The following is a 22,511-nucleotide window of genomic DNA, read 5'->3' on the forward strand; positions in this document are numbered from 1 at the left end:
TTTATTTAATGCCGATTCGATATAAACCGACAACTTTACCTAAGATGACTACGTTTTTTAAAATAATTGGTGCCATGTCATCATTTTCGGGTTGGAGTCTGAAATGGTCACTTTCTTTAAAGAATCGTTTGCAGGTGGCTTCGTTTTCGTCGTTCATGGCGATAACAATATCACCATTTTCAGCGGTATTTTGGCGTTTTACAATTACCTGATCACCGTCTAAAATTCCGATATTGATCATACTTGTACCACTAATGGTAAGCATGAAGAGTGAATCAGAACTTCGTTGGAGTTCGGTTGGAATCGGGAAATAATCAGTTGCGTCTTGAACCGCAAGAATTGGTTCTCCGGCAGCAACGGTTCCAAGTAAAGGCATCTCGTCCGGCTTTGATTCTTGAGAAACACCAAGATAGTTCATTCCATCAGAAGTAACTTCAAGGGCGCGCGGCTTAGTTGGATCCTTGATGATATAGCCCTTCTTTTCCAAACGAGCGAGATGACCATGGACCGTTGAAGTTGACGATAATCCAACGTGTTCGCCGATTTCTCGAACGGTTGGTGGGTATCCTTGATCACGAACTTGTTTCCAAATGTATTCGAGAATATCATGTTGTTTTGTTTGTGATGCTTGCGACATAAGGCACCTCTGTGCTTTCTAATTGGTTTTTAGCTAAAATAAGAATACCACAAAAACGGAATTTTGCAAACGTTTGTTCGTGTACAAATCCTTGTTTTCACGCTTTATTTCGTGATATTATGATATCAGATGAAGGGAGAGGTTAACATGGCTGAAGATAAAGAATTAGAAAAACTCATTCCAAGAATTAACGAATTATCTAAAAAATCAAAACACGAAGGTTTATCTGAAGACGAAAAAGAAGAACAGAAGAAGTTACGAAAAGAGTACTTAGATCGTTTCAAGGCTAATTTTAAAAGTCAGATTGAAATGACTAAGGTCTATGATAAAAAAGGGAACGAAATTACTTCAGACAAAGTCAAGGAATCTCAGCGAAAGAAAAATTTGCGAGACGATTGATTCCAATCTTTTCAAAACCTTGCTAATTGTGTAAAATAATAATAAAAGGCTTGAAGGGAGGTCAATGATTTGTCTACATGGATCTGGATTTTAATAGTGATTTTGGCTTTACTAGCTGGTGCACTAATTGGCTTCTTCGGTGCTCGTAAGTACATGGAAAAGTATTTGAAGGATAATCCACCAATCAACCAGGAACAACTTAAAGCGATGATGCTTCAGATGGGACAAAAGCCATCACAAAAGAAACTTAACCAAATGATGAACGCAATGAAACATCATCAAAATTAAAAAAACGTCGAATTACTTCGACGTTTTTTTATTATGCGGTTTTGATTCATCAATGTACACGTAGTTGGGATTAATTTCATCATCGAGCTTGTCAAATGCGGCTTGCATTTGATTTTCAATTAATTTTTGATTCTTATCATCCAATCTTTCTTTTTTGTTGATATAAATTGGATCACCAAAGTTAATTGAAACTTTCTGGCGTTTGAAAACTTCTTTGAGGGTCAATGGCCCCTGATAAACAACTGGTACCAGGGGCACTCCAGCTAGTTGGGCAATCAGTGCTGCACCGCCCTTGAGTTTTTTGGAATGCCTCGTACCAGACGGGAACATCATGAGTGATAGATTGGTTTTTCTCAGTGTTCTAACTGGAATTTTAATTGCTGAAATTCCTGGATTTGAACGATCAACCGAAAATACGTTGACGTGCCGCAAAAACCATCCCAGCATTGGATTTTTGAATAGTTCTTTTTTAGCCATGAAACACAACTGTTTAGGGCGAATTACCGTTGCAATTAGAATCATATCAAACCAACTCCGGTGGGGAGCAATTAACACGTAATTTCCGTCTGGGATACGATTCTTGTGCATCACATTCATTGGTCCATTTATAATTCTTAAAATGAATTGGCCAACTGTAAATAAAAACGAGTACCACAAAAGATTTTAAGCTCCTTTTTTTAAGATGTATAATTTAATAGTATATTATTAACGGTAAAAGTGACAAGTTAAATTTAAAAAATGGTGGTGAACTAGGTGAACTTGATTGGTGATGAACGAATTGACCAACTCTACAGTCAGGACATTAAAGTCATTCAAAGTCCAAGTGTGTTTTCATTTTCTTTGGATGCCGTAATGCTTGCTAATTTTGCTCAGCCTAAGATCAGTAAGAATAGTCTTTTGGTTGATTTATGTGCTGGTAATGGTGCCGTTGGTTTGTTTTTAAGCAAAAAAACACATGGTAAGATTGCCGAAGTCGAGATTCAATCACGTCTAAGTGATATGGCAACTAGGAGTGTTCAACTGAACGGCTTAGAGGATCAGATATCCGTTTATAATGATGATTTAGCTAATGCTACCACAATTTTTGGCAAAGATGAGGTTGATACTATTACGGTTAACCCTCCGTATTTTTCAAATCTTCCGACTAGTAAAAAAAATCCGAATGAATATTTAGCGATTGCAAGACACGAAGTAAAAACTAATTTGAAAAGTGTTATTAAAACTAGTAGTGAGCTTTTAAAAACTGGTGGGAAACTTTACATGGTTTATCGTCCTGATCGCCTACATGAGTTAATGAACTTAATGACTAACTTTCGACTAGCAATGAAGCAAATTCAATTTATTTACCCTAAAGAGGGAAAGAATTCTAACATGATTTTGGTATCTGCAATTAAAGATGGAAAAAATGCTGGTTTAAAAGTCGATTACCCGATTACGGTTTATGACCATGGTAGTTATTCAAAAGAGGTTAAAAAGATGTTGTATGGAAAGTAAAAGTTACTATATGTATGTCTTACTTTGTTGTGACGGGACGTTTTACGGTGGGTTTACCGATGACGTTTATCGTAGATTAGCGGTTCATCAAGCTGGGAAAGGGGCCAAATATACTAAAACTAGGCGACCTTTAAAGCTACTGTACTACGAAAAATTTAATGATAAAAGGAGTGCCATGAAAGCAGAATACGCTTTTAAGCATCAAACTCGGAGAAAAAAAGAATTTTTTCTAATTAGCCATGGAATTGACTCGACTCTTTGGGGTAATTAGTGGTTGGGTGTTATAATTATGGTGAAAAGAAAAGGGGGACTAAGTTATGAAAATCATTGCATATGGAATTAGAGACGATGAACGACCATACTTAGAACAATGGGATAAAGCTCATCCAGACATTGAAGTAAAAGCAGAATCAAAATTATTGGATAATGACACTGTCGACGAAGCAAAGGGATTTGATGGTGTGGTTGCATACCAGCAAAAGCCTTATACTGCTGATATTTTAGACAAATTAGCTAGTTTTGGCATTAAATCACTTTCACTTCGAAACGTTGGGGTGGATAATGTTGATGCTGATGCTGTTAAACGTGATGGCATTAATGTCACTAACGTTCCAGCTTATTCACCAGCTGCTATTGCTGAATTAGCGGTTACAGAAATGATGCGGTTACTTCGTCATACTAAAAAGTTTGAAGATAAGGAACGCCATGGTAACATGACCTGGGCTCCAGATATTGCTGACGAAATGAACAAGCAAACCGTTGGTGTCTATGCTACTGGGAGAATCGGACGCCAAGTTGTTAAAATCCTTCAAGGTTTTGGTGCCAAAGTGATTGCTTATGACCCTTATCCAAACCCTGAGCTCAAAAAAGAGGGAATTTACGTTGATACCCCTGAAGAATTGTATGCAAATTCTGATATTATAACTCTTCATGCCCCAGCATTAAAAGAAAATGATCATATGATTAATGATGATTCAATTGCGCAAATGAAAGATGGAATCAAAATTATCAATGCTGCCCGTGGAAGTTTAATTGATACTGATGCTTTGATTCGTGGCCTTGACAGTGGCAAGATCTCAGGAGCTGCTCTTGATGTGTACGAAAACGAAGTGGGTATTTTCAATGTTGATTTTGGAAGTTTTGATAAGATCCCAGATGACAGATTGAAGAACTTGATGAAACGGGATAATGTTTTAATCACTCCACACATTGCATTTTACACGAAGCCTGCGGTTAAGAACATGGTTCAAATTGCACTCGATTCAAACGTTCAATTGATTAAAAACGGTAAGTCCGATAACTCAGTTGAAGTTAAATAGGAAATCAAAATAAAAAGCGCACTTCATATGAAGTGCGCTTTTTATTTTGATAGAGCCTTTAAAAGTTCACAAAGCTCAGTTTGAGAAGTTACCGTTTGGTCAGGAACGAAGTTTGTTTCTGGAACAGACCTTTTGCGGTGATTGAACCAAAAGGCATGCCAACCAGCTCGCTTGGCTGAAATGATGTCACCAGTAAATGAATCGCCAATGTAAGCTACTTCGGATGGTCTTACATCTAATCTATGATTCATAACGGTAAAAATTTTAGGATCCGGTTTTAACATGCCAACTGACTCTGAAGCAATGATGTAATTAGGATCAATGTAATCATCTAATCCAAGGATCTTTAGTTCGTTATTTAAGAATTGACTGGATCCGTTAGCAATAATTCCAATTTTTAAATCATTTGACAACATTTGGATTGTCTTTAAAAGATCGTGATAAGATGAAATTTCTTTAATACAAGTTAGATAGTTTTTCTTAAAATGTTTAATTTCTTCTTTATCCGGATCAAGATCGTTAACACCATTTTTGATGTTTTGATAAACTAGTTCATTTTGCTTGTAAGTTCCAGACATTATATTGGAATAAACTAAGGGACTTTGAATTTGAAAATTTTTAAATGAAGTAGCTGAGTCAATAATTGGATGATTAGGGAACGTCTTAAAAAAGGCCTCTTCTGAAACCCGCTTTTGATCATACAATGTGTCGTCGACGTCAAATACGACAGCTTTTATCATTTAAACTCCTCCTCAGATACATAGAACCGTAACACATTTTTAATATTATACGCAAGATTTGATTAAATCTCAAAATATTATTGTTATTTACGTTGATATTTTGTATACTAATCCTTGGTGTTAATTACCAATACACACCTAGAAGGCTTTGTAAGGCGGTGCTCATTTGAGTTCCTTGCATAATTCTAGGGAGGAAAAAACTTTTATATGGAGGCTAATTATGGCTGTAGTTACAATGAAACAATTACTTGAGGCTGGTGTTCATTTCGGTCACCAAACTCGTCGTTGGAATCCTAAGATGAAGAAATACATTTTTACTGAACGTAATGGTATTTATATCATCGATTTACAAAAGACGGTTAAGTGCATTGACCGTGCTTACAACTTTATGAAGGATGAAGCAGCAAATGATGCTGTAATTCTTTTTGTTGGTACTAAGAAACAAGCTCAAGATTCAATTGAAGAAGAAGCAAAACGTGCTGGCGTTTACTACGTTAACCATCGTTGGTTAGGTGGTACTCTTACCAACTGGAACACGATTCAAAAACGAATTAAGTACTTGAAGAAACTTAAAAAGATGGCTCAAGATGGCACTTTTGAACGTTTACCAAAGAAGGAAGTTGCTTTGCTTAAGAAGCAAACCGACAAACTTGAAAGATTCTTAGGCGGTATCGAAGATATGCCTAAGATTCCGGATGTAATGTTCATCGTTGATCCACATAAGGAACAAATTGCTTTGCATGAAGCTCAAAAGCTTAATATTCCGGTTGTAGCAATGGTAGATACTAATACTGATCCTGATGGAATTGATTATGTTATTCCTTCTAATGATGATGCAATTCGTGCCATCAGATTGATTACTTCAACAATGGCTGATGCTATTATTGAGGGTAAACAGGGTGAAGATGAAGTTAGCGAAAAAGATTTTGATAAAAATGCTGACCAAAAAGATGAAAAATCCGAAGAAACTAAATAATTAAAGTGATAGGCTGACTTTTGTTTAGACCCTTTTGGCCTAATTTAAGTCAGTTTTTTATTAAAACAAAGGAGATCACAATTATGGCAAAAGTAACTGCTAAACAAGTTAAAGAGTTACGTGACAAGACTAGTGCTGGTATGATGGATGCTAAGAAGGCTTTAGTTGCCGCCGATGGTGATGAAAAGAAAGCCATTGATATTCTTAGAGAAAATGGGGTTGCAAAGGCTGAAAAGAAGAGTGGAAAGGTGGCTGCTAGTGGCCTCACTCGAGTTGCTGTTCATGATAACAAGGCTGCGATCGTTGAAATTAACTCGCAAACGGACTTTGTTGCCAGCAATGATGACTTTAAGGATTTGATTGATGCTGTTGCTGATGCAATTGCTTTAAATCAGCCTAAAGATTTAGATGCAGCAATGAAACTTGAATTAAACGATGGAACCGTCGAAGATGCCATCATTAATACTACCCAAGTTACTGGTGAAAAAATCAAATTGCGTCGTTTCAAGACCTTTAATAAAAATGATGATGATAGTTTTGGCTTTTATCTTCATAATGGTGGAGAAATTGGTGCTTTGGTTGAACTTCAAGGTGGAGATGACAATACTGCTAAGGATGTTGCCATGCATGTTGCTGCTGAAAACCCAGAATTCTTAACTCAAGATGAAATTCCTTCAGATCGGTTGCAGCATGAACGTGAAGTTCTTAAAAAGGAAGCTCTAAGTGAGGGTAAACCTGAAAAGATCGTTGAAAAGATGGTTGATGGGCGTTTAAAGAAATTCTTAGCTCAAATTAGTTTAGCTGATCAACCTTTTGTTAAGGATCCTGATATGTCTGTTCAACAATATGTTGAATCAAATAATGGTAAACTAAAAGGCTTTGTTCGATATGAAGTTGGTGAAGGTATTGAACAAGATACTCAAAGTTTTGCTGATGAAGTTAAACAACAAATGAATCAATAATATTTCAGCAAAAAGTCAGTGTTAAATGCACTGGCTTTTTTGTTATACCTAACTTCAGGGCACTGTTGTTATACGTTAATATATGCTAAAATTATCGTAGTTAATTTATATTGTTGGAGGAAATCTGATGGCAGATTTAAAGTACAAACGGATCGTTTTAAAGTTAAGCGGTGAAGCTCTTGCTGGTGATAAAGGATTTGGAATTAATCCCCCCGTTATCAAGACGATTGCTGAAGAAATTAGAGATGTTTATAACTTAGGGATTCAAATTGCCATCGTTGTCGGTGGTGGAAACATGTGGCGTGGTGAAGCTGGTGAAGAAATGGGAATGGAAAGATCCCAAGCCGATTATATTGGGATGCTTTCGACCATTATGAACGGTTTAGCCTTACAGGATAACCTTGAATCAGTGGATGTTCCGACTAGGCTTCAAACATCGATTGAAATGAAGCAAATTGCAGAACCCTACATTCGGCGTAAAGCAGTTCGCCACTTAGAGAAGGGACGAATTGTGATTTTTTCTGGAGGTACTGGTAATCCGTACTTTTCAACTGATACTACGGCAGTCCTCCGTGCTGCTGAAATTGACGCTGATGCCATTTTAATGGCAAAAAACGGAGTTGACGGAATTTACTCAGCTGATCCTAAAACCGATCCCAATGCTAAAAAGTATGAGAAATTAACGCAAATGGATATCATTAACAAAGGCTTACATGTTATGGATACTACTGCGAGCTCACTTTCGATGGATAATAATATCCCGTTAGTGGTATTCAATTTAAATAAGCCTGGCAATATCAAGAAGGTTGTTCAAGGTGATAAAATTGGAACAATCGTGGAAGGAAAATAATATGCCTAGTTCAAATGAAATTATTGACACAACTAAGTCAAAAATGAAAAAAGCAGAGGAAGCCTTACAGCGGGAACTTGGAAACATCCGAGCTGGTAGTGCTAATGCTAGTTTATTAAGTCCGGTTAGAGTTAACTATTATGGGGCATCAACGCCATTAAACCAAGTCGCTTCAATCTCAATTCCAGAACCGCGTGTAATTTTAATTACACCTTATGATAAGAGTTCGTTAAAGGACATCGAGCATGGTATTTTAGAGGCTGACCTTGGAATTAATCCGATGAATGATGGTGACAATATTCGAATTGTGATCCCACAGTTGACAGAAGATCGTCGAAAAGAAATTGCGAAAAAAGTTAAAGCAACTGGTGAAGAAAGTAAAGTAGCAGTTAGAAATGTTCGTCGTGATGGCATGGACGCTGCTAAACGGGGTAACAAAGATGGTGATTTTACGGATGACGAGTCTCATAATTTGGAGGACAAAATTCAAAAAATCACTGATAAGTCAATTTCTGAAGTGGAAGACATTATCTCGAAAAAGGAAGACGAGATTCTTAATGGTTAATAAAATGGGGAGTTTTTCTAATGGCTGATGATAATGATAACGAAAAAGAAGTAACACCGGGCACACCTGAGTTTGATCACATGGCATTTCGTTTGAAACAGCCAGTTAACGAAGGAAACCTGCGTGCACTGGACTATGATGGTAATCAATTACAGAAAATTCAAGATAATGTGTACGTGATGCCCGCTTATATTAATGATGACTTTAACTTATTTTTTGTAGTTTCTCCCTTGATCGAAAATGACTGGATTATTGCTTTCTCAAAAGCGACGATTGAGAATGGAAACGAGATTACAGATCTGTCAGAGCCAATCCCAACGGGTGAGGGATTGAATCAACTCGGGGAACAGAGCCCAGAAGACGCTAATAAGATTTTAAAGTATTTTAATACTTTGGTTGACGCAGGTCGTGGAGAATGGAAATTAGTAAAGTAAAAGGATGAGGATTCTCTCATCCTTTATTTATGTAAAAGTATTGAGGTACTCAAATGACTAACGAACTGGATATAAAAAACATTCCTAATCATATTGCAATAATTATGGATGGAAACGGGCGCTGGGCAAAAAAAAGACACTTACCTAGAATTGCTGGCCATAAACGCGGAATGGAAGTAGTAAAAGATATTACTACCAAAGCAAGTAATCTTGGGGTTAAAGTATTAACGTTATACGCATTCTCTACTGAAAACTGGAAGCGACCCGCAAAGGAAGTTGGCTACTTGATGAGTTTGCCAGCTAAATTTTTTGATGATTTTGTTCCGAGCCTCATTAAACATAATGTTAAGGTTACGACAATTGGTGACATTTCTGGATTACCTAAAAGAACCCAAAAAGCAGTTTATGACGCAATTGATGATACTAAGGATTGTACCGGGATGGTTTTGAATTTTGCTTTAAATTACGGTAGTCGTGACGAGATTGTGCGTGGCGTTAAGGAAATTGCGCAAAATGTAAAAAGGGGTAATATAAATGTTGATGAAATTTCTGATCAGACAATTTCAGATCATTTGATGACCGCTTTTTTGGGTGAATATTCTGATCCTGATTTGTTGATTCGAACTAGTGGTGAAGAACGGATTTCTAATTTTTTGTTATGGCAAATTGCGTACAGTGAATTAGAGTTTGTTGATCAGTACTGGCCTGATTTCACACCTGCCGATCTAGAAAAAACAATTATACAATTTCAACAGCGTCACCGTCGATTTGGTGGTTTGGACGCAAAATAGGAGATTTATTATGAAGCAGAGAATTATCACAGCGGTTATTGCTTTGATTATTTTTATACCGATTATCATTGCTGGTGGAATATGGATTGATTTAGCCGCTATCGTGTTAGGTTTGATTGCTCTAGCAGAAATTTTTATTATGAAAAAACGACTTTTAGTGTCTCCAGAGACACTAATTGCGTTTGTTGCGACAATTGCTATGATTATCCCGACAAACTGGTTATCATTTTTACCATTGTGGATTAAGCCTCCATTTGCAATTTACATTTTAATAATGTTATTGATGTTATTTACCGTATTTTCTAAAAATAAGTTCAATTTTGATGACGCTGGGGTCTTTACCTTGGCAATTTTGTACATTGGGTTTGGATTTCATTACTTTATTGAAGCCCGGACTGATGGATTAACAACCCTGTTGTACGCTCTGTTTATTGTGTGGTTAACTGATTCTGGTGCCTACTTTTTTGGAAGGACATTTGGAAAGCACAAATTGGCACCTCATATTTCTCCTAATAAGACTTGGGAGGGATCGATTGGCGGTACAGCACTAGCAGCCATTTTGTGTACAATCTTTGTCTGCTTTTTCCCAATTGATGGGATTGGTACTGTAAGTATGTTCTTTATTACGATTGTTCTTTCCATTTTTGGTCAATTTGGTGATTTAGTTGAGTCAGCTTTAAAGCGTTATTATGGAGTTAAGGATTCCGGCAAGATTTTGCCAGGCCACGGTGGAATATTAGATCGATTCGATAGTTTATTATTTGTTCTACCACTACTACATTTATTTGGAATTGTGTAATATCTGGAAGGGACTGGGTCTTTATTGTTAATTACAATCATTAGTTTCATAATCATTTTTGGAATATTAGTTTTTGTTCATGAATTTGGTCATTTTATCGTGGCTAAAATGTCAGGAATCATGGTCCGTGAATTTTCGATTGGAATGGGTCCCAAGTTGTTTTACTATCGACATAATCACACGACTTATACACTACGATTACTGCCTATTGGTGGATATGTTCGAATGGCTGGAAGTAGTGATGATGAGGATGAAGAAATTCAGCCAGGGACTCCAGTTCGGCTTCAAACTAATAGCAAAGGTGTTGTTACTAGAATTGATTTGAGTAATAAAAGCCAACTGTTTCAAGGAATACCACTAGATGTGTCGGGATCCGATCTAGAAGGGGGTCTCTGGATTGAAGGATACGAAAATGGTGATGATTCTGAGAAAAAAAAGTTTTCTGTTGATCACGATGCTACTATTATTGAAAAAGATGGGATCGAGGTTCAAATCGCGCCGGTTGACGTTCAATTTCAGTCAGCACCCTTGTATAAACGACTTTTGGTAAATTGCGCGGGAATTTTTAACAACGTTGTCTTGGCAATTTTGGCATTTATGCTTTTGTCCTTCATGCAAGGTGGAGTTCCTAATAACTCAAACAAGGTTAACCTGTCGCCACAAGTTTCAATTGCGAAAAAAGCTGGTCTGCAAAATAATAGTAATATTTTGGCTGTTGATGGTCACAAAACCAACACGTGGAATGATATCGGCACGTTGATTCAGAAGCGCCCAGATAAAAAAGTAACTTTAACGGTTAAGCATGATGGAAAAGTTAAAAATATTTCAATGACGACTGAAGCCAAAACCATTCAGAAGCAAAAAGTTGGTATGATTGGGGTTCAGCAGGCGATGGACACTAGTTTTTCAGCTAAGTTGTTTTCTGGATTTACTCGAACCTGGGATATGACAACTGAATTGTTTGGTGTGTTGGGTTCAATGTTTACCCATTTTTCTTTAAATGACTTAGGTGGTCCAGTTGCCATTTTTGCGGAGACGTCTAACGCATCCAAGGGCGGTTTTTTAGGACTGTTGAGCTTTTTAGCATTTTTATCCATTAATTTAGCCATTGTAAATGTGTTACCAATTCCAGCTTTGGATGGTGGTAAAATATTATTAAATATTGTGGAAGCAATTAGAAGAAAACCAGTTTCGGAAAAAACGGAAACGATCATTACGCTCATTGGTTTTGCCATTCTGATAGTATTGATGGTACTGGTAACTTGGAATGATATTGAGCGATACTTTATTCGATAAAACTTTAGGGGTTATAAAATGAAACAGTCAAAATTATTGATACCAACTTTAAAACAAGATCCAGCGGGAGCTGAAGCTCTTAGTCATAAAATGCTAGTTCGATCTGGATTCGTTAGGCAGGTTTCGGCAGGTATGTATGCATATTTACCACTGGCATATCGCGTGCTTGAAAACATCAAAAAAATTGTTCGTGAAGAATTAGATAAAACCGATGCAGCAGAAATGTTGATGCCCGCAGTTATTCCAGCTAAATTATGGAAAGATTCGGGTAGATATGACACTTATGGTCCCGAACTATTTAAATTTAAAAATCGACATGATACGGATTTTATTTTGGGTCCTACACATGAAGAAACTTTTACAGATCTAATTAAAAATAATATCAAATCATATAAAAAGCTTCCTTTAATTTTATATCAAATTCAACCTAAGTATCGTGATGAAGATCGGCCACGTTATGGATTGTTGCGTAGTCGAGAGTTTATTATGCTCGATGTCTATTCCTTTTCTGAAGATGATGATGATTTGGATAAGATTTATAAACAAATGGAAGCAGCGTTTCAGAGAATTTTTGACCGGATTGGGTTAAATTATCGGACCATCATTGGTGATTCTGGGTCAATGGGTGGCTCCGATTCAAAAGAATTTTCTGCTCCTGCTGCGGTTGGTGAAGATACGATTGTCTATTCGGATGATAGTGATTATGCTGCTAATCTGGAGATGGCAACGAATATGTTTGTTGATCAAAAGGGACATCAAGAATTAAATGATTTGGAATTAGTTGACACTCCAGATGTTAATAACATTAATCAAGTTAGTAAGTTCTTTGATGTTGAAAAAGATCAGATTATTAAAAGTTTACTTTATATCGTTGATGGTAAGCCAGTAATGATTTTGATTCGGGGAGACCAAAAAATTAATCCAACAAAGGTTAAGAATTATTTTGATGCTGATTCGGCAGAACTTGCTAGCCCAACTGAGGTTTCTAAATACTTAGACGTTAAACCTGGATCGGTTGGACCAATTAATGTTCCAGATGACGTTTCTGTTTATGCTGATCAGTATGTTAAAGGTATTAGTAATGGTGTTACTGGGGCTAACAAAAACGGGAAGCATTATAAAAACGTTAATTACGACCGTGATTACCAAGTAAAAGACTTTGGGGATTTTCATTTAGTTAAAGAAGGAGACATTTCTCCTGATGGTAGCGGAGTATTGAAGTTTACCAAGGGAATTGAAATTGGTCATATTTTCAAATTGGGAACACGATATTCCAAAACATTGGGTGCTGATATTCTCGATCAGAATGGTCGTAATATCCCGGTTGTCATGGGCTCATATGGAATTGGTGTCAGTCGTTTGTTGTCGGCAGTTTCAGAGCAGCAAGCTGATCAAAATGGATTAGTTTGGCCAAAAGAAATTGCTCCATATGATGTTCATGTTATCCCAACGAATGTTAAAAATGATGAGCAATTAGAGATGACATCTTCAATTGAAAAAGAATTGGAATCAAAAGGACTATCTGTTTTGGTTGATGATCGTAAGGAACGTGCCGGGGTTAAGTTTGCTGATTCTGATCTTATTGGAATTCCAATTCGGGTTACAATCGGCAAAAAGGCGGATGAAGGAATTGTAGAAGTTAAAATTCGTAAAACTGGCGAAACGATTGAGACTAAACAAGATGATTTAAGTAATACAATTGATATTTTGTCTAAAGAGATTTAAATTAAAGACCAGGTTTTAACTGGTCTTTTTTAAACTAATGAAAGAGAGGATCAAAGTGAGTTTAAATAAAAAAGAATTATTTAGTAAATTACTTCAGCAAATTAAATTAGAAGATTCAGCTGATCAATCTTACTTTCAAAATGCTGAAATTGACAAAATCGATGTCCATCAGAAATCAAATCGATGGCATTTTCATTTGGTACTACCAGAGATTATGCCTTACGAAAAGTTTATAGAATTTGTTCATCATTTGGGTGTGGCCTTCGATGGGATTGCTAAGGTAGATTTCGAGATTAAAACTAAGAATAGTGGTTTTGATAATCGTAAGCTTGGTGACTATTGGCAATGGGTTGTAAATCACGCTGGAATTACTTCAAATTTAACGCATGAATTATGTAATAATAACTTACCAAAACTGATTGATGACCGAGTTACCTTTCTTGCTGAAAATGAAATCGTCAAAGATTTTCTAAATGGTAATGCTTTAGGACCAATTGAATCAACTTATCAAAGAGTTGGATTTCCTAAATTTTCCATTCATACCATGATTGATACTACAGCATCTCAAGAAAAAATAGATGATTTAAAGAAAAAGAAACAACAACGTGACGTTGAGTTGGCTCAAAGGGCGATGCAGGCTCTAAAGAATTCCTCAGGCAAATCACATCCAACTAAGCATTCTAAAATGATTGGAAAGAAAATCAAAGATGATGTTGATATTACTAAGATGGTGGACATAACCGAAGAGGAACGTTCCGCCGTGGTTAGTGGATATGTTTTTGATAAAGAAATTCGATCATTACGATCTGGCCGCCAATTGATGATTTTAAAGGTTACTGATTATTCTTCGTCAATTGTTGTTAAAAAATTCTCCAAAAATGATGACGAAGAACAAGAATTTGCATCATTAAATGTAGGAGATTGGGTTAAAGTTCGTGGAAGCATTCAAGAAGATAACTACTCTCATGAATTGACACTTAATGCTTATGATATTAATCCAATTAAACACGAAGAAAGAAAAGATACTGCCCCTGAAAATAAAAAAAGGGTTGAGCTGCACTTACACTCTAACATGAGCCAGATGGACGCTACTAATTCGATTAGTGATTATGTTAGTCGCGCCAAAAAATGGGGTCATCCCGCAATTGCCATTACTGATCACGACGACGTGCAATCCTTTCCGGATGCCTATCATGCTGCAGTTGATAACGATATTAAAATGATTTATGGAATGGAAGCAAATGTCGTTGATGATGGTGAACCAATTGCTTATAACGATAAACATGTTGCTTTAAAGGATGCTACATACGTTGTCTTTGACGTTGAAACCACTGGTTTATCAGCAATTTACGATAAGGTTATCGAACTTTCGGCTGTAAAGATGCAAAATAACAATGTGATTGAACAGTTTGAGGAGTTCATTGATCCTGGTTTCCCATTGTCTGAACAAACTACCAATTTAACTTCAATTACCAATGATATGGTGGCTGGTTCTAAGTCTGAAGAAGAAGTCTTTAAGTTGTTCCGTGAGTTTTGTGGTGATGCAATCATTGTAGGACATAACGTTACTTTTGATATTGGGTTCATGAATACTGGTTACGAACGCCATGACATGAGTAGGATTAGTAATCCAATTATTGATACTTTGACGTTGGCACGTTTTCTGTATCCTAATTTTAAGAGTTATCGATTAAACACGTTAGCTAAAAAGTTTGACGTTTCATTAGAGCACCATCACCGTGCGATTTATGATGCAGAATCAACTGGTCATTTAAATTATCTTTTTTTAAAAGAGGCTGAAGATAAATATAACATTCAGTATCACGATCAGCTTAATGATCATATGGAGGAACATGATGCTTATAAGCATGCTCGTCCATTCCATGCGATTATCCTGGCGAAAACTCAAGCTGGTTTAAAGAATCTGTTTAAACTGGTGTCACTTGCTCATGTTGATTATTATTATCGGGTTCCTCGAATTCCTAGGAGTCAGCTTAAGAAGTTTCGGGATGGCCTATTGATTGGATCGGCCTGTTCAAGCGGTGAAGTGTTTACGGCGATGATGCAAAAGGGTAAAAAAGAGGCGCTTGATAAGGCTAAGTTTTACGATTATCTTGAAGTTCAACCTCAAGCAGCGTATCAGCCACTAATCGATCAAGGATTAATTAATGATCGGGGTAAGTTACAAGAAATTATTAGTAATATGTATGAAATTGCCCATGAGCTAGACATTCCGTTAGTAGCAACTGGTGACGCTCACTATCTTGATCCTCATGATTATATTTATCGTAAGATCTTGATTAATTCTCAAGGTGGAGCTAACCCACTGAATCGCCAAGAATTACCCGATCTCCATTTTCGGACCACTGATGAAATGTTGAAAGATTTTAATTTTCTGGGTGAAGATAAAGCTGAAGAAATTGTAGTTGATAATACTAATAAAATTGCTTCCGAAATTAATGACGTAAAACCCTTAAAAGACAAGTTGTATACACCAAAAATGGAGGGTGCTAAGGACGAAATTAGAGATCGAACGATGAATACAGCGCATCGTTTGTATGGCAATCCGCTTCCTGAAATTGTCCAGAAGCGTCTTGATAAAGAACTAAAAAGTATCATTGGAAACGGCTTCTCTGTTATTTATTTAATTGCTCAAAGGTTAGTTTCTAAAAGTAACAAGGATGGATATTTAGTAGGTTCTAGGGGCTCAGTTGGATCGAGTTTAGTTGCCACTATGTCTGGAATTACTGAAGTTAATCCACTTCCTCCCCATTATCGTTGTCCTAAATGTCAGTACTCGCAATTTTTCACTAAAGGTGAATATAGTTCTGGATTTGATTTACCACATAAAAAGTGTCCGAAGTGTGGAACAGTTATGGTTGGTGATGGGCACAACATCCCCTTTGAAACTTTCTTAGGATTTAAGGGAAATAAGGTCCCGGATATTGATTTAAATTTTTCTGGAGACTACCAACCAATTGCGCATAATTATACCAAGGTTCTGTTCGGTGAAAAGAATGTATATCGGGCCGGAACAATTGGAACCGTTGCTGATAAAACAGCTTACGGATACGTAAAGGCTTATGAACGGGACACCGGCAAACGTTTTCGAAATGCTGAAATTGATCGACTTTCTAAGGGTGCAACTGGTGTTAAAAGAACTACTGGACAGCATCCGGCAGGAATCATTGTTGTTCCAGATTACATGGATATTTATGATTTCACTCCAATACAATATCCGGCCGAAGATCAAAATGCGGCATGGAAAACGACTCATTTTGACTTTCATTCCATCCATGATAATATTTTAAAAATTGATATTTTGGGACATGATGATCCAACGATGATCAGAATGCTTCAAGATTTATCAGGAGTTGATCCGACAACGATTCCAATGGATGATCCGGGTGTGATGTCATTGTTTGCTAGTCCTAAGATTCTTGGTGTGAGTCCTGAACAAATTTTTTCAAAGACAGGGACACTTGGAATTCCTGAATTTGGGACGCGTTTTGTGCGGGGAATGCTTGAAGAAACTAAACCAAGTAATTTTTCTGAATTATTGCAAATCTCTGGGTTGTCACACGGGACCGATGTTTGGTTAGGAAATGCTGAAGAACTGATTAAGGATGGGACGGCTACCATTGCGAATGTGATTGGATGTCGTGATAATATCATGACCGACTTGATTAACTGGGGGTTAGATTCAGAAACCTCATTCCAGGTCATGGAACAAGTTAGACATGGTCGCGGAATTAAGGATGAGTGGCAGGATAAGATGACAGACGTTGGTGTTCCGCAGTGGTACATTGATTCTTGTTTAAAGATTAAGTATATGTTTCCGCGAGCTCATGCGGCTGCTTATGTGTTAATGGCACTAAGAGTGGCTTACTTTAAAGTCTATTTTCCACTAGTTTACTATGCCGCTTACTTTTCTGTTCGGGCTGATGATTTTGACATTGTGGCTATGAGTCATGGAAAAGAAGCAGTTAAATCAAGCATTAAGGCAATCAACGATAAAGGGACCGAAGCATCCACTAAAGAGAAAAATCTTTTGACTGTTTTGGAAATTGCCAATGAAATGTTGGAGCGGGGCTATGAATTTGAGATGGTCGATATTAATCGCTCGGACGCTTCTGAGTGGTTAATTGATGGTAAAAAATTAATCGCACCATTTCGAGCAATTCCTGGACTAGGTTTAAACGTTGCTAAACAAATCGTGGCGGCTCGAGAAGATAAGCCATTTATTTCAAAGGAAGATCTTGCTAAACGTGGTAAAGTTTCTAAAACCATTATTGAATTTATGACCCAAAATGGAGTCTTAAGTGAATTACCCGATGAAAATCAGTTAAGTCTGTTTGATATCTAGGGCTTTTTGATATTATTTGGGTTATATGGTATAGTTATATCAGTAATAATAAACTCTTCTGATGAGTGAGCAGGGATGCTCGCTCTTTTTATTGGTATTTTTTAGGAGGTAAAGTATTTGAGCGAAGTTATTGATAGAGTTACTAAAACCGTTCAACCGATTTTAGATGATAACAATTTTTACCTTTATGACATTGAGTATGTTCAAGAGGGTGGAAGCTGGTATTTGCGAGTTTATATTGATAAAGACCAAGGAATTAGTTTGGATGACTGTGTTTTGGTTAGTGATCAGTTAAGTGAAAAACTTGATGAATTAGATCCAGATCCATTTGACGAACCATACTTCTTAGAGGTGTCTTCGCCAGGTGCCGAACGGCCATTAAAACGGGAGTCTGATTATCAAAATGCAATTGGTGATTATATCCACGTTTCTTTATATCAAAAACTCAATGGGAAAAAGTCTTTTGAGGGAACCCTCAAAAGTGTTGATGATGATAAATTAACGTTAGCAATTAAAGATAAAACGCGAATTAGTGAACTTGAAATTCCGCGAAAATTAATTTCAAAAGCTAGATTAGCAATTGAATTTTAGTTAGGAGATTAAAATGAGTAAAGAATTAGTAAGTGCGCTTGATCAACTTGAAAAAGAAAAGGGCGTAAAAAAAGAGGTTGTGATCGATGCCTTAGAAGCAGCATTGTCTTCGGCTTACAAACGTAACTTTGATCAGGCTCAAAACGTCGAAGTTAACTTCGACGAAAAAACTGGAAGTATTCATGTTTACGCTGTTAAAAAAGTAGTTGATAAGGTTGAGGATCAACGGTTAGAAGTTAGCTTGGATGAAGCTTTAAAGATTAATAAAGGGTACGAGCTTGGTGACGAAATTAAGTTTGAAGTTACGCCAAAAAACTTCGGAAGAATTGCTGCCCAAACCGCTAAACAAGTTATTACTCAAAGGGTTCGTGAAGCTGAACGTGAGACCGTTTATGACAAGTACAGTAAGTATCAAGATGAACTTGTAACTGCTGAAGTAGAACGTCAAGATAGTCGTTTTGTGTATATGAACCTTGGTCAAGTTGAGGCCGTGATGGCTAAAAATGATCAGATGCCAAATGAAACTTATCGTCCACAGGACAAGTTAAAAGTGTATGTTACAAACGTTGAAAATTCCTCAAAGGGACCACAAATTTTTGTAAGTCGAACTGCACCTGGAATGCTAAAACGACTCTTTGAACAAGAAGTTCCCGAAATTTATGATGGAACAGTTGAAATTGTCTCGATTGCAAGGGAGGCCGGCGACCGTGCTAAGGTGGCTGTTCGTTCTAATAGTTCTGATATTGATCCAGTGGGAACTAGTGTTGGACCTAGAGGAACCAGAGTTCAAACAATTGTAAATGAACTTGGTGGAGAAAATATGGACATTGTCCAATGGGATGAGAATCCAGCTGAGTACATTGCCAATGCATTGAAACCCGCTGATGTTATTGACGTTATTTTTAAAGATGGAGACGACCGTTCTTGTACCGTTGTTGTTCCAGACGACCAGTTGTCGTTAGCAATTGGAAAGCGTGGTCAGAACGCACGGTTAGCCGCTAGACTGACTGGATACAAGATTGACATTAAATCCGAATCAGAAATGGATGGCACTGACGAAAGTGACAGTGAAGATAATCATTCTACTGATGATGTTTCATCAAATGAAGACGAAAACGAGGAATAATTTTTGAGGAGGTACTGTTATGAGAAAAAGAAAAGTGCCAATGCGAAAAGATGTGGTGTCGGGTGAAATGGCACCTAAACGACAATTAGTAAGAATTGTTCGTGATAAAGAGGGTAATGTGTCAGTCGATCCAACTGGGAAAAAATCTGGTCGAGGAGCTTACGTAAAGATTGACGTAACAATTGCCAAAAAAGCCAAGCAGGATAAAATCCTTGATCAAGTTTTTGATGTAACTTTAACAAATGATTTTTATGATGAACTTATTAGTTACGTCGACCATAAGCAGGCTCGACAGGAATTGATTGATAATGACAAATTATAATAAAGTCTTAAACTTATTGGGAATTGCAAGACGAGCTGGTAAAATAATCTCAGGTGAGGGGATTGTCTTGAATGCAATTAAAAAGGGACAGATTAATTACCTGTTTATTGCATCAGACTGTGGTGCAAGTACCAAAAAGAAGTTTCTCGATAAAAGTAAATTCTATGAAGTTCCAGTTAATACTGGTATGCTTAAAGATGATCTTAGCGACGCGATTGGGATGAAACGATCAATCGTAGCGATTAAGGATAAAGGATTTTCGAAAAAATTTAAAGAATTAAAATAATACAAGTAAAGGAGTGTGATTATATGGCCAAAAAAAGAATTTATGAATTAGCCAAAGAGCTTAATATACCTAGTAAACGTGTGATTGACACTGCTAAGTCAAATGGTTTTACGGTTAAAAACCATATGTCATCGCTTGATTCAAATCAGGAGAAGACCGTCCGAGGCGCACTTAAAAATAGTCAGAAAGCGACCAGTGGAAGTGAACAACGGCATGCTCCAGCAAAAAAGACTGCTGACTCCCATAACGGAAGTAATGGTCACAATACTGCAAAACATGAAAATGGTCAGAATAACAATCATTTTGGTAGAAGCAATCATTCTAACAATCAACATCGACCAAGTAATTCTGAACATAAACAAGTAAATAAACATCAAAATAATGGGCAAACAAGTAATCAGCGTCCAGAAAATGCTCATAGCAATGGTGTTCATACTAACGGTCAGCACCGGAATCAGAATTCAAGTAATCATTTTAATCACAACAATCATCAAAATAGTCAACATTCGCACACGAATAATAGTCAAAATGCGGCCCATGCGAATAGTAATCGTTCTACAACTGCAAATAGTGCAAGCAAGAAGCCGGTTAATAATACTTCTAAGCCACATAATAACGGAAGTGGAAAATTTGGTGGTAGTTTGAACCGCAACAAAAATAAAAAGGGCAAGAAGCGTAATAAGCGTCGCGATAATCGTTATAATATGTATTCTAAGAATCAACGAATTCGTCAGAATCACAAAAAGAATGCGGCGCCAACCCGTAAGAGTCGTCCATTACCTAAAGTTTTAATCTATCAGGATGGTATGAATGCGCAGGATCTTGGTAAGTTACTGCATCGGGAACCAGCAGAGATTGTTAAAAAATTATTTATGCTGGGAATGATGGTTAATCAGAATCAATCCTTGGATAAGGATGCCATTGAACTTCTTGCCACCGATTATGGGATCGAAGCTAAAGAAAAAGAAAATGTTAATGTATCAGATATTGACAAGTTCTTTAATGAAGAAGAGCATAACACCGATTACCAAGAAAGCCGTCCACCCGTTGTTACCATCATGGGACACGTTGATCATGGTAAAACCACGTTACTAGATTATCTTCGTCATTCACACATTACAGCAGGTGAAGCCGGTGGAATTACTCAAGCTATCGGTGCTTATCAATTAAAACATGGCGATAAGACCATTACCTTCCTTGATACTCCAGGACATGCTGCTTTTACTGCCATGAGAGCTCGTGGTGCTGACATTACCGATGTGACTGTTTTGGTAGTGGCAGCTGATGATGGTGTTATGCCACAGACTGTTGAAGCAATTGATCATGCTAAAGCAGCGGATACTCCAATTATTGTGGCAGTTAATAAAATTGATAAACCGAATGCCAATCCACAACATGTTAAAGAGCAATTGATGAACTATGGATTGGTTCCTGAAGATTTTGGTGGAGATACGATTTTTGTTGATATTTCTGCTAAAAATGGAACTAATGTTGATGAATTGTTAAATATGATCTTACTTCAGTCCGACGTGCTTGAACTTAAGGCTAATCCAAAACAAAATGGAGCTGGCTCAGTCGTTGAAGCAAGATTGGATAAGGGTAAGGGTCCTGTTGCTACCCTTTTGGTTCAACAAGGAACTTTGCACGTTGGGGATCCAATCGTTGTTGGTGATACTTTCGGGCGAGTTCGAACCATGACTAATGAGAACGGGAAAGAAATCAAGAATGCTAAACCATCAACTCCAGTTGAAATTACGGGGTTAAATGATGTTCCTGAAGCCGGTGATCGTTTTGTTGTCTTTAATGACGAAAAGACTGCTCGTGCTGCTGGAGAAGAACGAGCTAAAGAAGCCCAAATCGAAGAACGGAAGCAAAATAACCGTGTTACTCTTGATAACTTGTTTGATTCAATGAAACAAGAAGATATGAAACAGGTTAACGTAATTATTAAAGCTGATGTACAAGGATCAGTGGAAGCCTTAGCTGGAAGCCTCAAAAAAATTGATGTTGAGGGAGTTAAGGTTAACGTTATTCATGCCTCTGTTGGTGCGGTGAACGAAAGTGATGTTGCACTTGCTGAAGCAAGTAATGCCATCATCATTGGTTTTAATGTACGTCCTACTCCGCAAGCTAAAGCTCAATCTGAAACTGATAAGGTTGATATTCGTCTTTATCAAGTTATCTATAACGCCATTGATGACGTGGAAGCTGCAATGAAAGGCATGCTTGATCCAACTTATGAAGAAGAAGTTACTGGTAATATTGAAGTAAGACAAATTTATAAAGCTTCTAAAGTTGGAACGATTGCTGGTGGAATGGTTCTTGATGGGTACGTAAAAAGTGATAGCAAAGTTCGTCTGATTAGAGATAATGTTGTGATTTATGATGGAGAGCTTGGTAGTCTAAAGCGTTTTAAAGATGATGTTAAAGAGGTTAAACAAGGCTTTGAGTGTGGTTTAACGATTGAAAACTATAATGACATTAAAGTTGGAGATAAAGTCGAAGCATACCACATGAAAGAAGTCCAACCTAAGTAGATACCGTA

General features: G+C 37.1%; 23 protein-coding genes. 20 read left to right on the forward strand and 3 right to left on the reverse strand.

Features of this window, described 5'->3' with window-relative positions:
* Position 1: 1 nt before the first annotated feature.
* On the reverse strand, positions 2-637 hold the full coding sequence (gene lexA, locus AC6UDE_RS03460) for a transcriptional repressor LexA (RefSeq protein WP_500693860.1): 636 nt from the start codon (positions 635-637) through the stop codon (positions 2-4).
* A 147-nt stretch (positions 638-784) separates the two neighbouring features.
* Between lexA and AC6UDE_RS03465 the strand changes: the two genes are divergently transcribed.
* Positions 785-1,036, forward strand: coding sequence for a DUF896 domain-containing protein (locus AC6UDE_RS03465; RefSeq protein ID WP_500696624.1), 252 nt, complete (start codon positions 785-787; stop codon positions 1,034-1,036).
* A gap of 69 nt (positions 1,037-1,105) precedes the next feature.
* A complete protein-coding gene (locus AC6UDE_RS03470) occupies positions 1,106-1,324 on the forward strand; it encodes a YneF family protein (RefSeq protein WP_500693858.1) in 219 nt (72 codons plus the stop codon).
* A 12-nt stretch (positions 1,325-1,336) separates the two neighbouring features.
* Here AC6UDE_RS03470 and AC6UDE_RS03475 read toward each other — a convergent pair whose 3' ends face one another.
* Positions 1,337-1,981 (reverse strand): lysophospholipid acyltransferase family protein, encoded by a 645-nt coding sequence (locus AC6UDE_RS03475; RefSeq protein ID WP_500693857.1) that lies wholly within the window; start codon positions 1,979-1,981, stop codon positions 1,337-1,339.
* Between the two features lie 96 nt (positions 1,982-2,077).
* Here AC6UDE_RS03475 and AC6UDE_RS03480 point away from each other — a divergent pair, with 96 nt between their 5' ends.
* From AC6UDE_RS03480 to AC6UDE_RS03490, 3 genes are read left to right on the forward strand one after another with little or no spacing between them, the layout of a single operon-like run.
* Complete coding sequence (locus AC6UDE_RS03480; protein WP_500696625.1) at positions 2,078-2,818, forward strand: tRNA1(Val) (adenine(37)-N6)-methyltransferase; 741 nt, start codon at positions 2,078-2,080, stop codon at positions 2,816-2,818.
* Complete coding sequence (locus AC6UDE_RS03485; RefSeq protein WP_500693855.1) at positions 2,808-3,089, forward strand: GIY-YIG nuclease family protein; 282 nt, start codon at positions 2,808-2,810, stop codon at positions 3,087-3,089. Before AC6UDE_RS03480 ends, AC6UDE_RS03485 begins: the two co-directional genes overlap by 11 nt.
* 46 nt (positions 3,090-3,135) lie before the next feature.
* Positions 3,136-4,137 (forward strand): D-2-hydroxyacid dehydrogenase, encoded by a 1,002-nt coding sequence (locus AC6UDE_RS03490; protein WP_500693854.1) that lies wholly within the window; start codon positions 3,136-3,138, stop codon positions 4,135-4,137.
* A gap of 41 nt (positions 4,138-4,178) precedes the next feature.
* Here AC6UDE_RS03490 and AC6UDE_RS03495 read toward each other — a convergent pair whose 3' ends face one another.
* Positions 4,179-4,877 (reverse strand): HAD family hydrolase, encoded by a 699-nt coding sequence (locus AC6UDE_RS03495; RefSeq protein ID WP_500696626.1) that lies wholly within the window; start codon positions 4,875-4,877, stop codon positions 4,179-4,181.
* Positions 4,878-5,097: 220 nt separating this feature from the next.
* Between AC6UDE_RS03495 and rpsB the strand changes: the two genes are divergently transcribed.
* The 15 genes from rpsB (at position 5,098) to infB (ending at position 22,503) form a co-directional block, all read left to right on the forward strand.
* A complete protein-coding gene (rpsB, locus tag AC6UDE_RS03500) occupies positions 5,098-5,853 on the forward strand; it encodes a 30S ribosomal protein S2 (RefSeq protein ID WP_500693852.1) in 756 nt (251 codons plus the stop codon).
* 80 nt (positions 5,854-5,933) lie between these two features.
* A complete protein-coding gene (gene tsf, locus AC6UDE_RS03505; protein ID WP_500693962.1) occupies positions 5,934-6,815 on the forward strand; it encodes a translation elongation factor Ts in 882 nt (293 codons plus the stop codon).
* A 127-nt stretch (positions 6,816-6,942) separates the two neighbouring features.
* On the forward strand, positions 6,943-7,665 hold the full coding sequence (pyrH, locus tag AC6UDE_RS03510) for a UMP kinase (protein ID WP_500695573.1): 723 nt from the start codon (positions 6,943-6,945) through the stop codon (positions 7,663-7,665).
* A 1-nt stretch (position 7,666) separates the two neighbouring features.
* The gene (gene frr / locus AC6UDE_RS03515) at positions 7,667-8,230 is read left to right on the forward strand and encodes a ribosome recycling factor (protein WP_500693850.1); all 564 of its coding nucleotides are present in this window, start codon (positions 7,667-7,669) and stop codon (positions 8,228-8,230) included.
* A gap of 20 nt (positions 8,231-8,250) precedes the next feature.
* Positions 8,251-8,664, forward strand: a complete 414-nt coding sequence (locus tag AC6UDE_RS03520; protein WP_500693849.1) for a hypothetical protein — start codon at positions 8,251-8,253, stop codon at positions 8,662-8,664.
* Between the two features lie 53 nt (positions 8,665-8,717).
* The gene (uppS, locus tag AC6UDE_RS03525; RefSeq protein ID WP_500693848.1) at positions 8,718-9,455 is read left to right on the forward strand and encodes an undecaprenyl pyrophosphate synthase; all 738 of its coding nucleotides are present in this window, start codon (positions 8,718-8,720) and stop codon (positions 9,453-9,455) included.
* A gap of 10 nt (positions 9,456-9,465) precedes the next feature.
* Positions 9,466-10,254 carry a phosphatidate cytidylyltransferase gene (locus AC6UDE_RS03530; RefSeq protein ID WP_500696627.1) on the forward strand — a complete coding sequence of 263 codons (789 nt, stop codon included), beginning with the start codon at positions 9,466-9,468 and terminating at the stop codon, positions 10,252-10,254.
* Between the two features lie 24 nt (positions 10,255-10,278).
* A complete protein-coding gene (rseP, locus tag AC6UDE_RS03535) occupies positions 10,279-11,550 on the forward strand; it encodes an RIP metalloprotease RseP (protein WP_500695574.1) in 1,272 nt (423 codons plus the stop codon).
* An 18-nt stretch (positions 11,551-11,568) separates the two neighbouring features.
* Complete coding sequence (locus AC6UDE_RS03540; RefSeq protein WP_500695575.1) at positions 11,569-13,275, forward strand: proline--tRNA ligase; 1,707 nt, start codon at positions 11,569-11,571, stop codon at positions 13,273-13,275.
* A 55-nt stretch (positions 13,276-13,330) separates the two neighbouring features.
* Entirely contained in the window at positions 13,331-17,641 is a 4,311-nt protein-coding gene (locus AC6UDE_RS03545; protein WP_500696628.1) for a PolC-type DNA polymerase III, read from the forward strand.
* Between the two features lie 117 nt (positions 17,642-17,758).
* Positions 17,759-18,232, forward strand: coding sequence for a ribosome maturation factor RimP (gene rimP / locus AC6UDE_RS03550; protein ID WP_500695577.1), 474 nt, complete (start codon positions 17,759-17,761; stop codon positions 18,230-18,232).
* A gap of 13 nt (positions 18,233-18,245) precedes the next feature.
* Positions 18,246-19,358: a transcription termination factor NusA gene (gene nusA, locus AC6UDE_RS03555; protein ID WP_500695578.1), complete on the forward strand. Its 1,113-nt coding sequence runs from the start codon at positions 18,246-18,248 to the stop codon at positions 19,356-19,358.
* Between the two features lie 19 nt (positions 19,359-19,377).
* The gene (rnpM, locus tag AC6UDE_RS03560; RefSeq protein ID WP_500693841.1) at positions 19,378-19,680 is read left to right on the forward strand and encodes an RNase P modulator RnpM; all 303 of its coding nucleotides are present in this window, start codon (positions 19,378-19,380) and stop codon (positions 19,678-19,680) included.
* Positions 19,667-19,966 (forward strand): L7Ae/L30e/S12e/Gadd45 family ribosomal protein, encoded by a 300-nt coding sequence (locus tag AC6UDE_RS03565; RefSeq protein WP_500693840.1) that lies wholly within the window; start codon positions 19,667-19,669, stop codon positions 19,964-19,966. The genes rnpM and AC6UDE_RS03565 overlap by 14 nt, the downstream gene beginning before the upstream one ends.
* A 23-nt stretch (positions 19,967-19,989) precedes the next feature.
* A complete protein-coding gene (gene infB / locus AC6UDE_RS03570; protein ID WP_500696629.1) occupies positions 19,990-22,503 on the forward strand; it encodes a translation initiation factor IF-2 in 2,514 nt (837 codons plus the stop codon).
* Positions 22,504-22,511 lie beyond the last annotated feature (8 nt).

The sequence above is a fragment of the Fructilactobacillus sp. X2R5C3 genome, assembly GCF_059901325.1.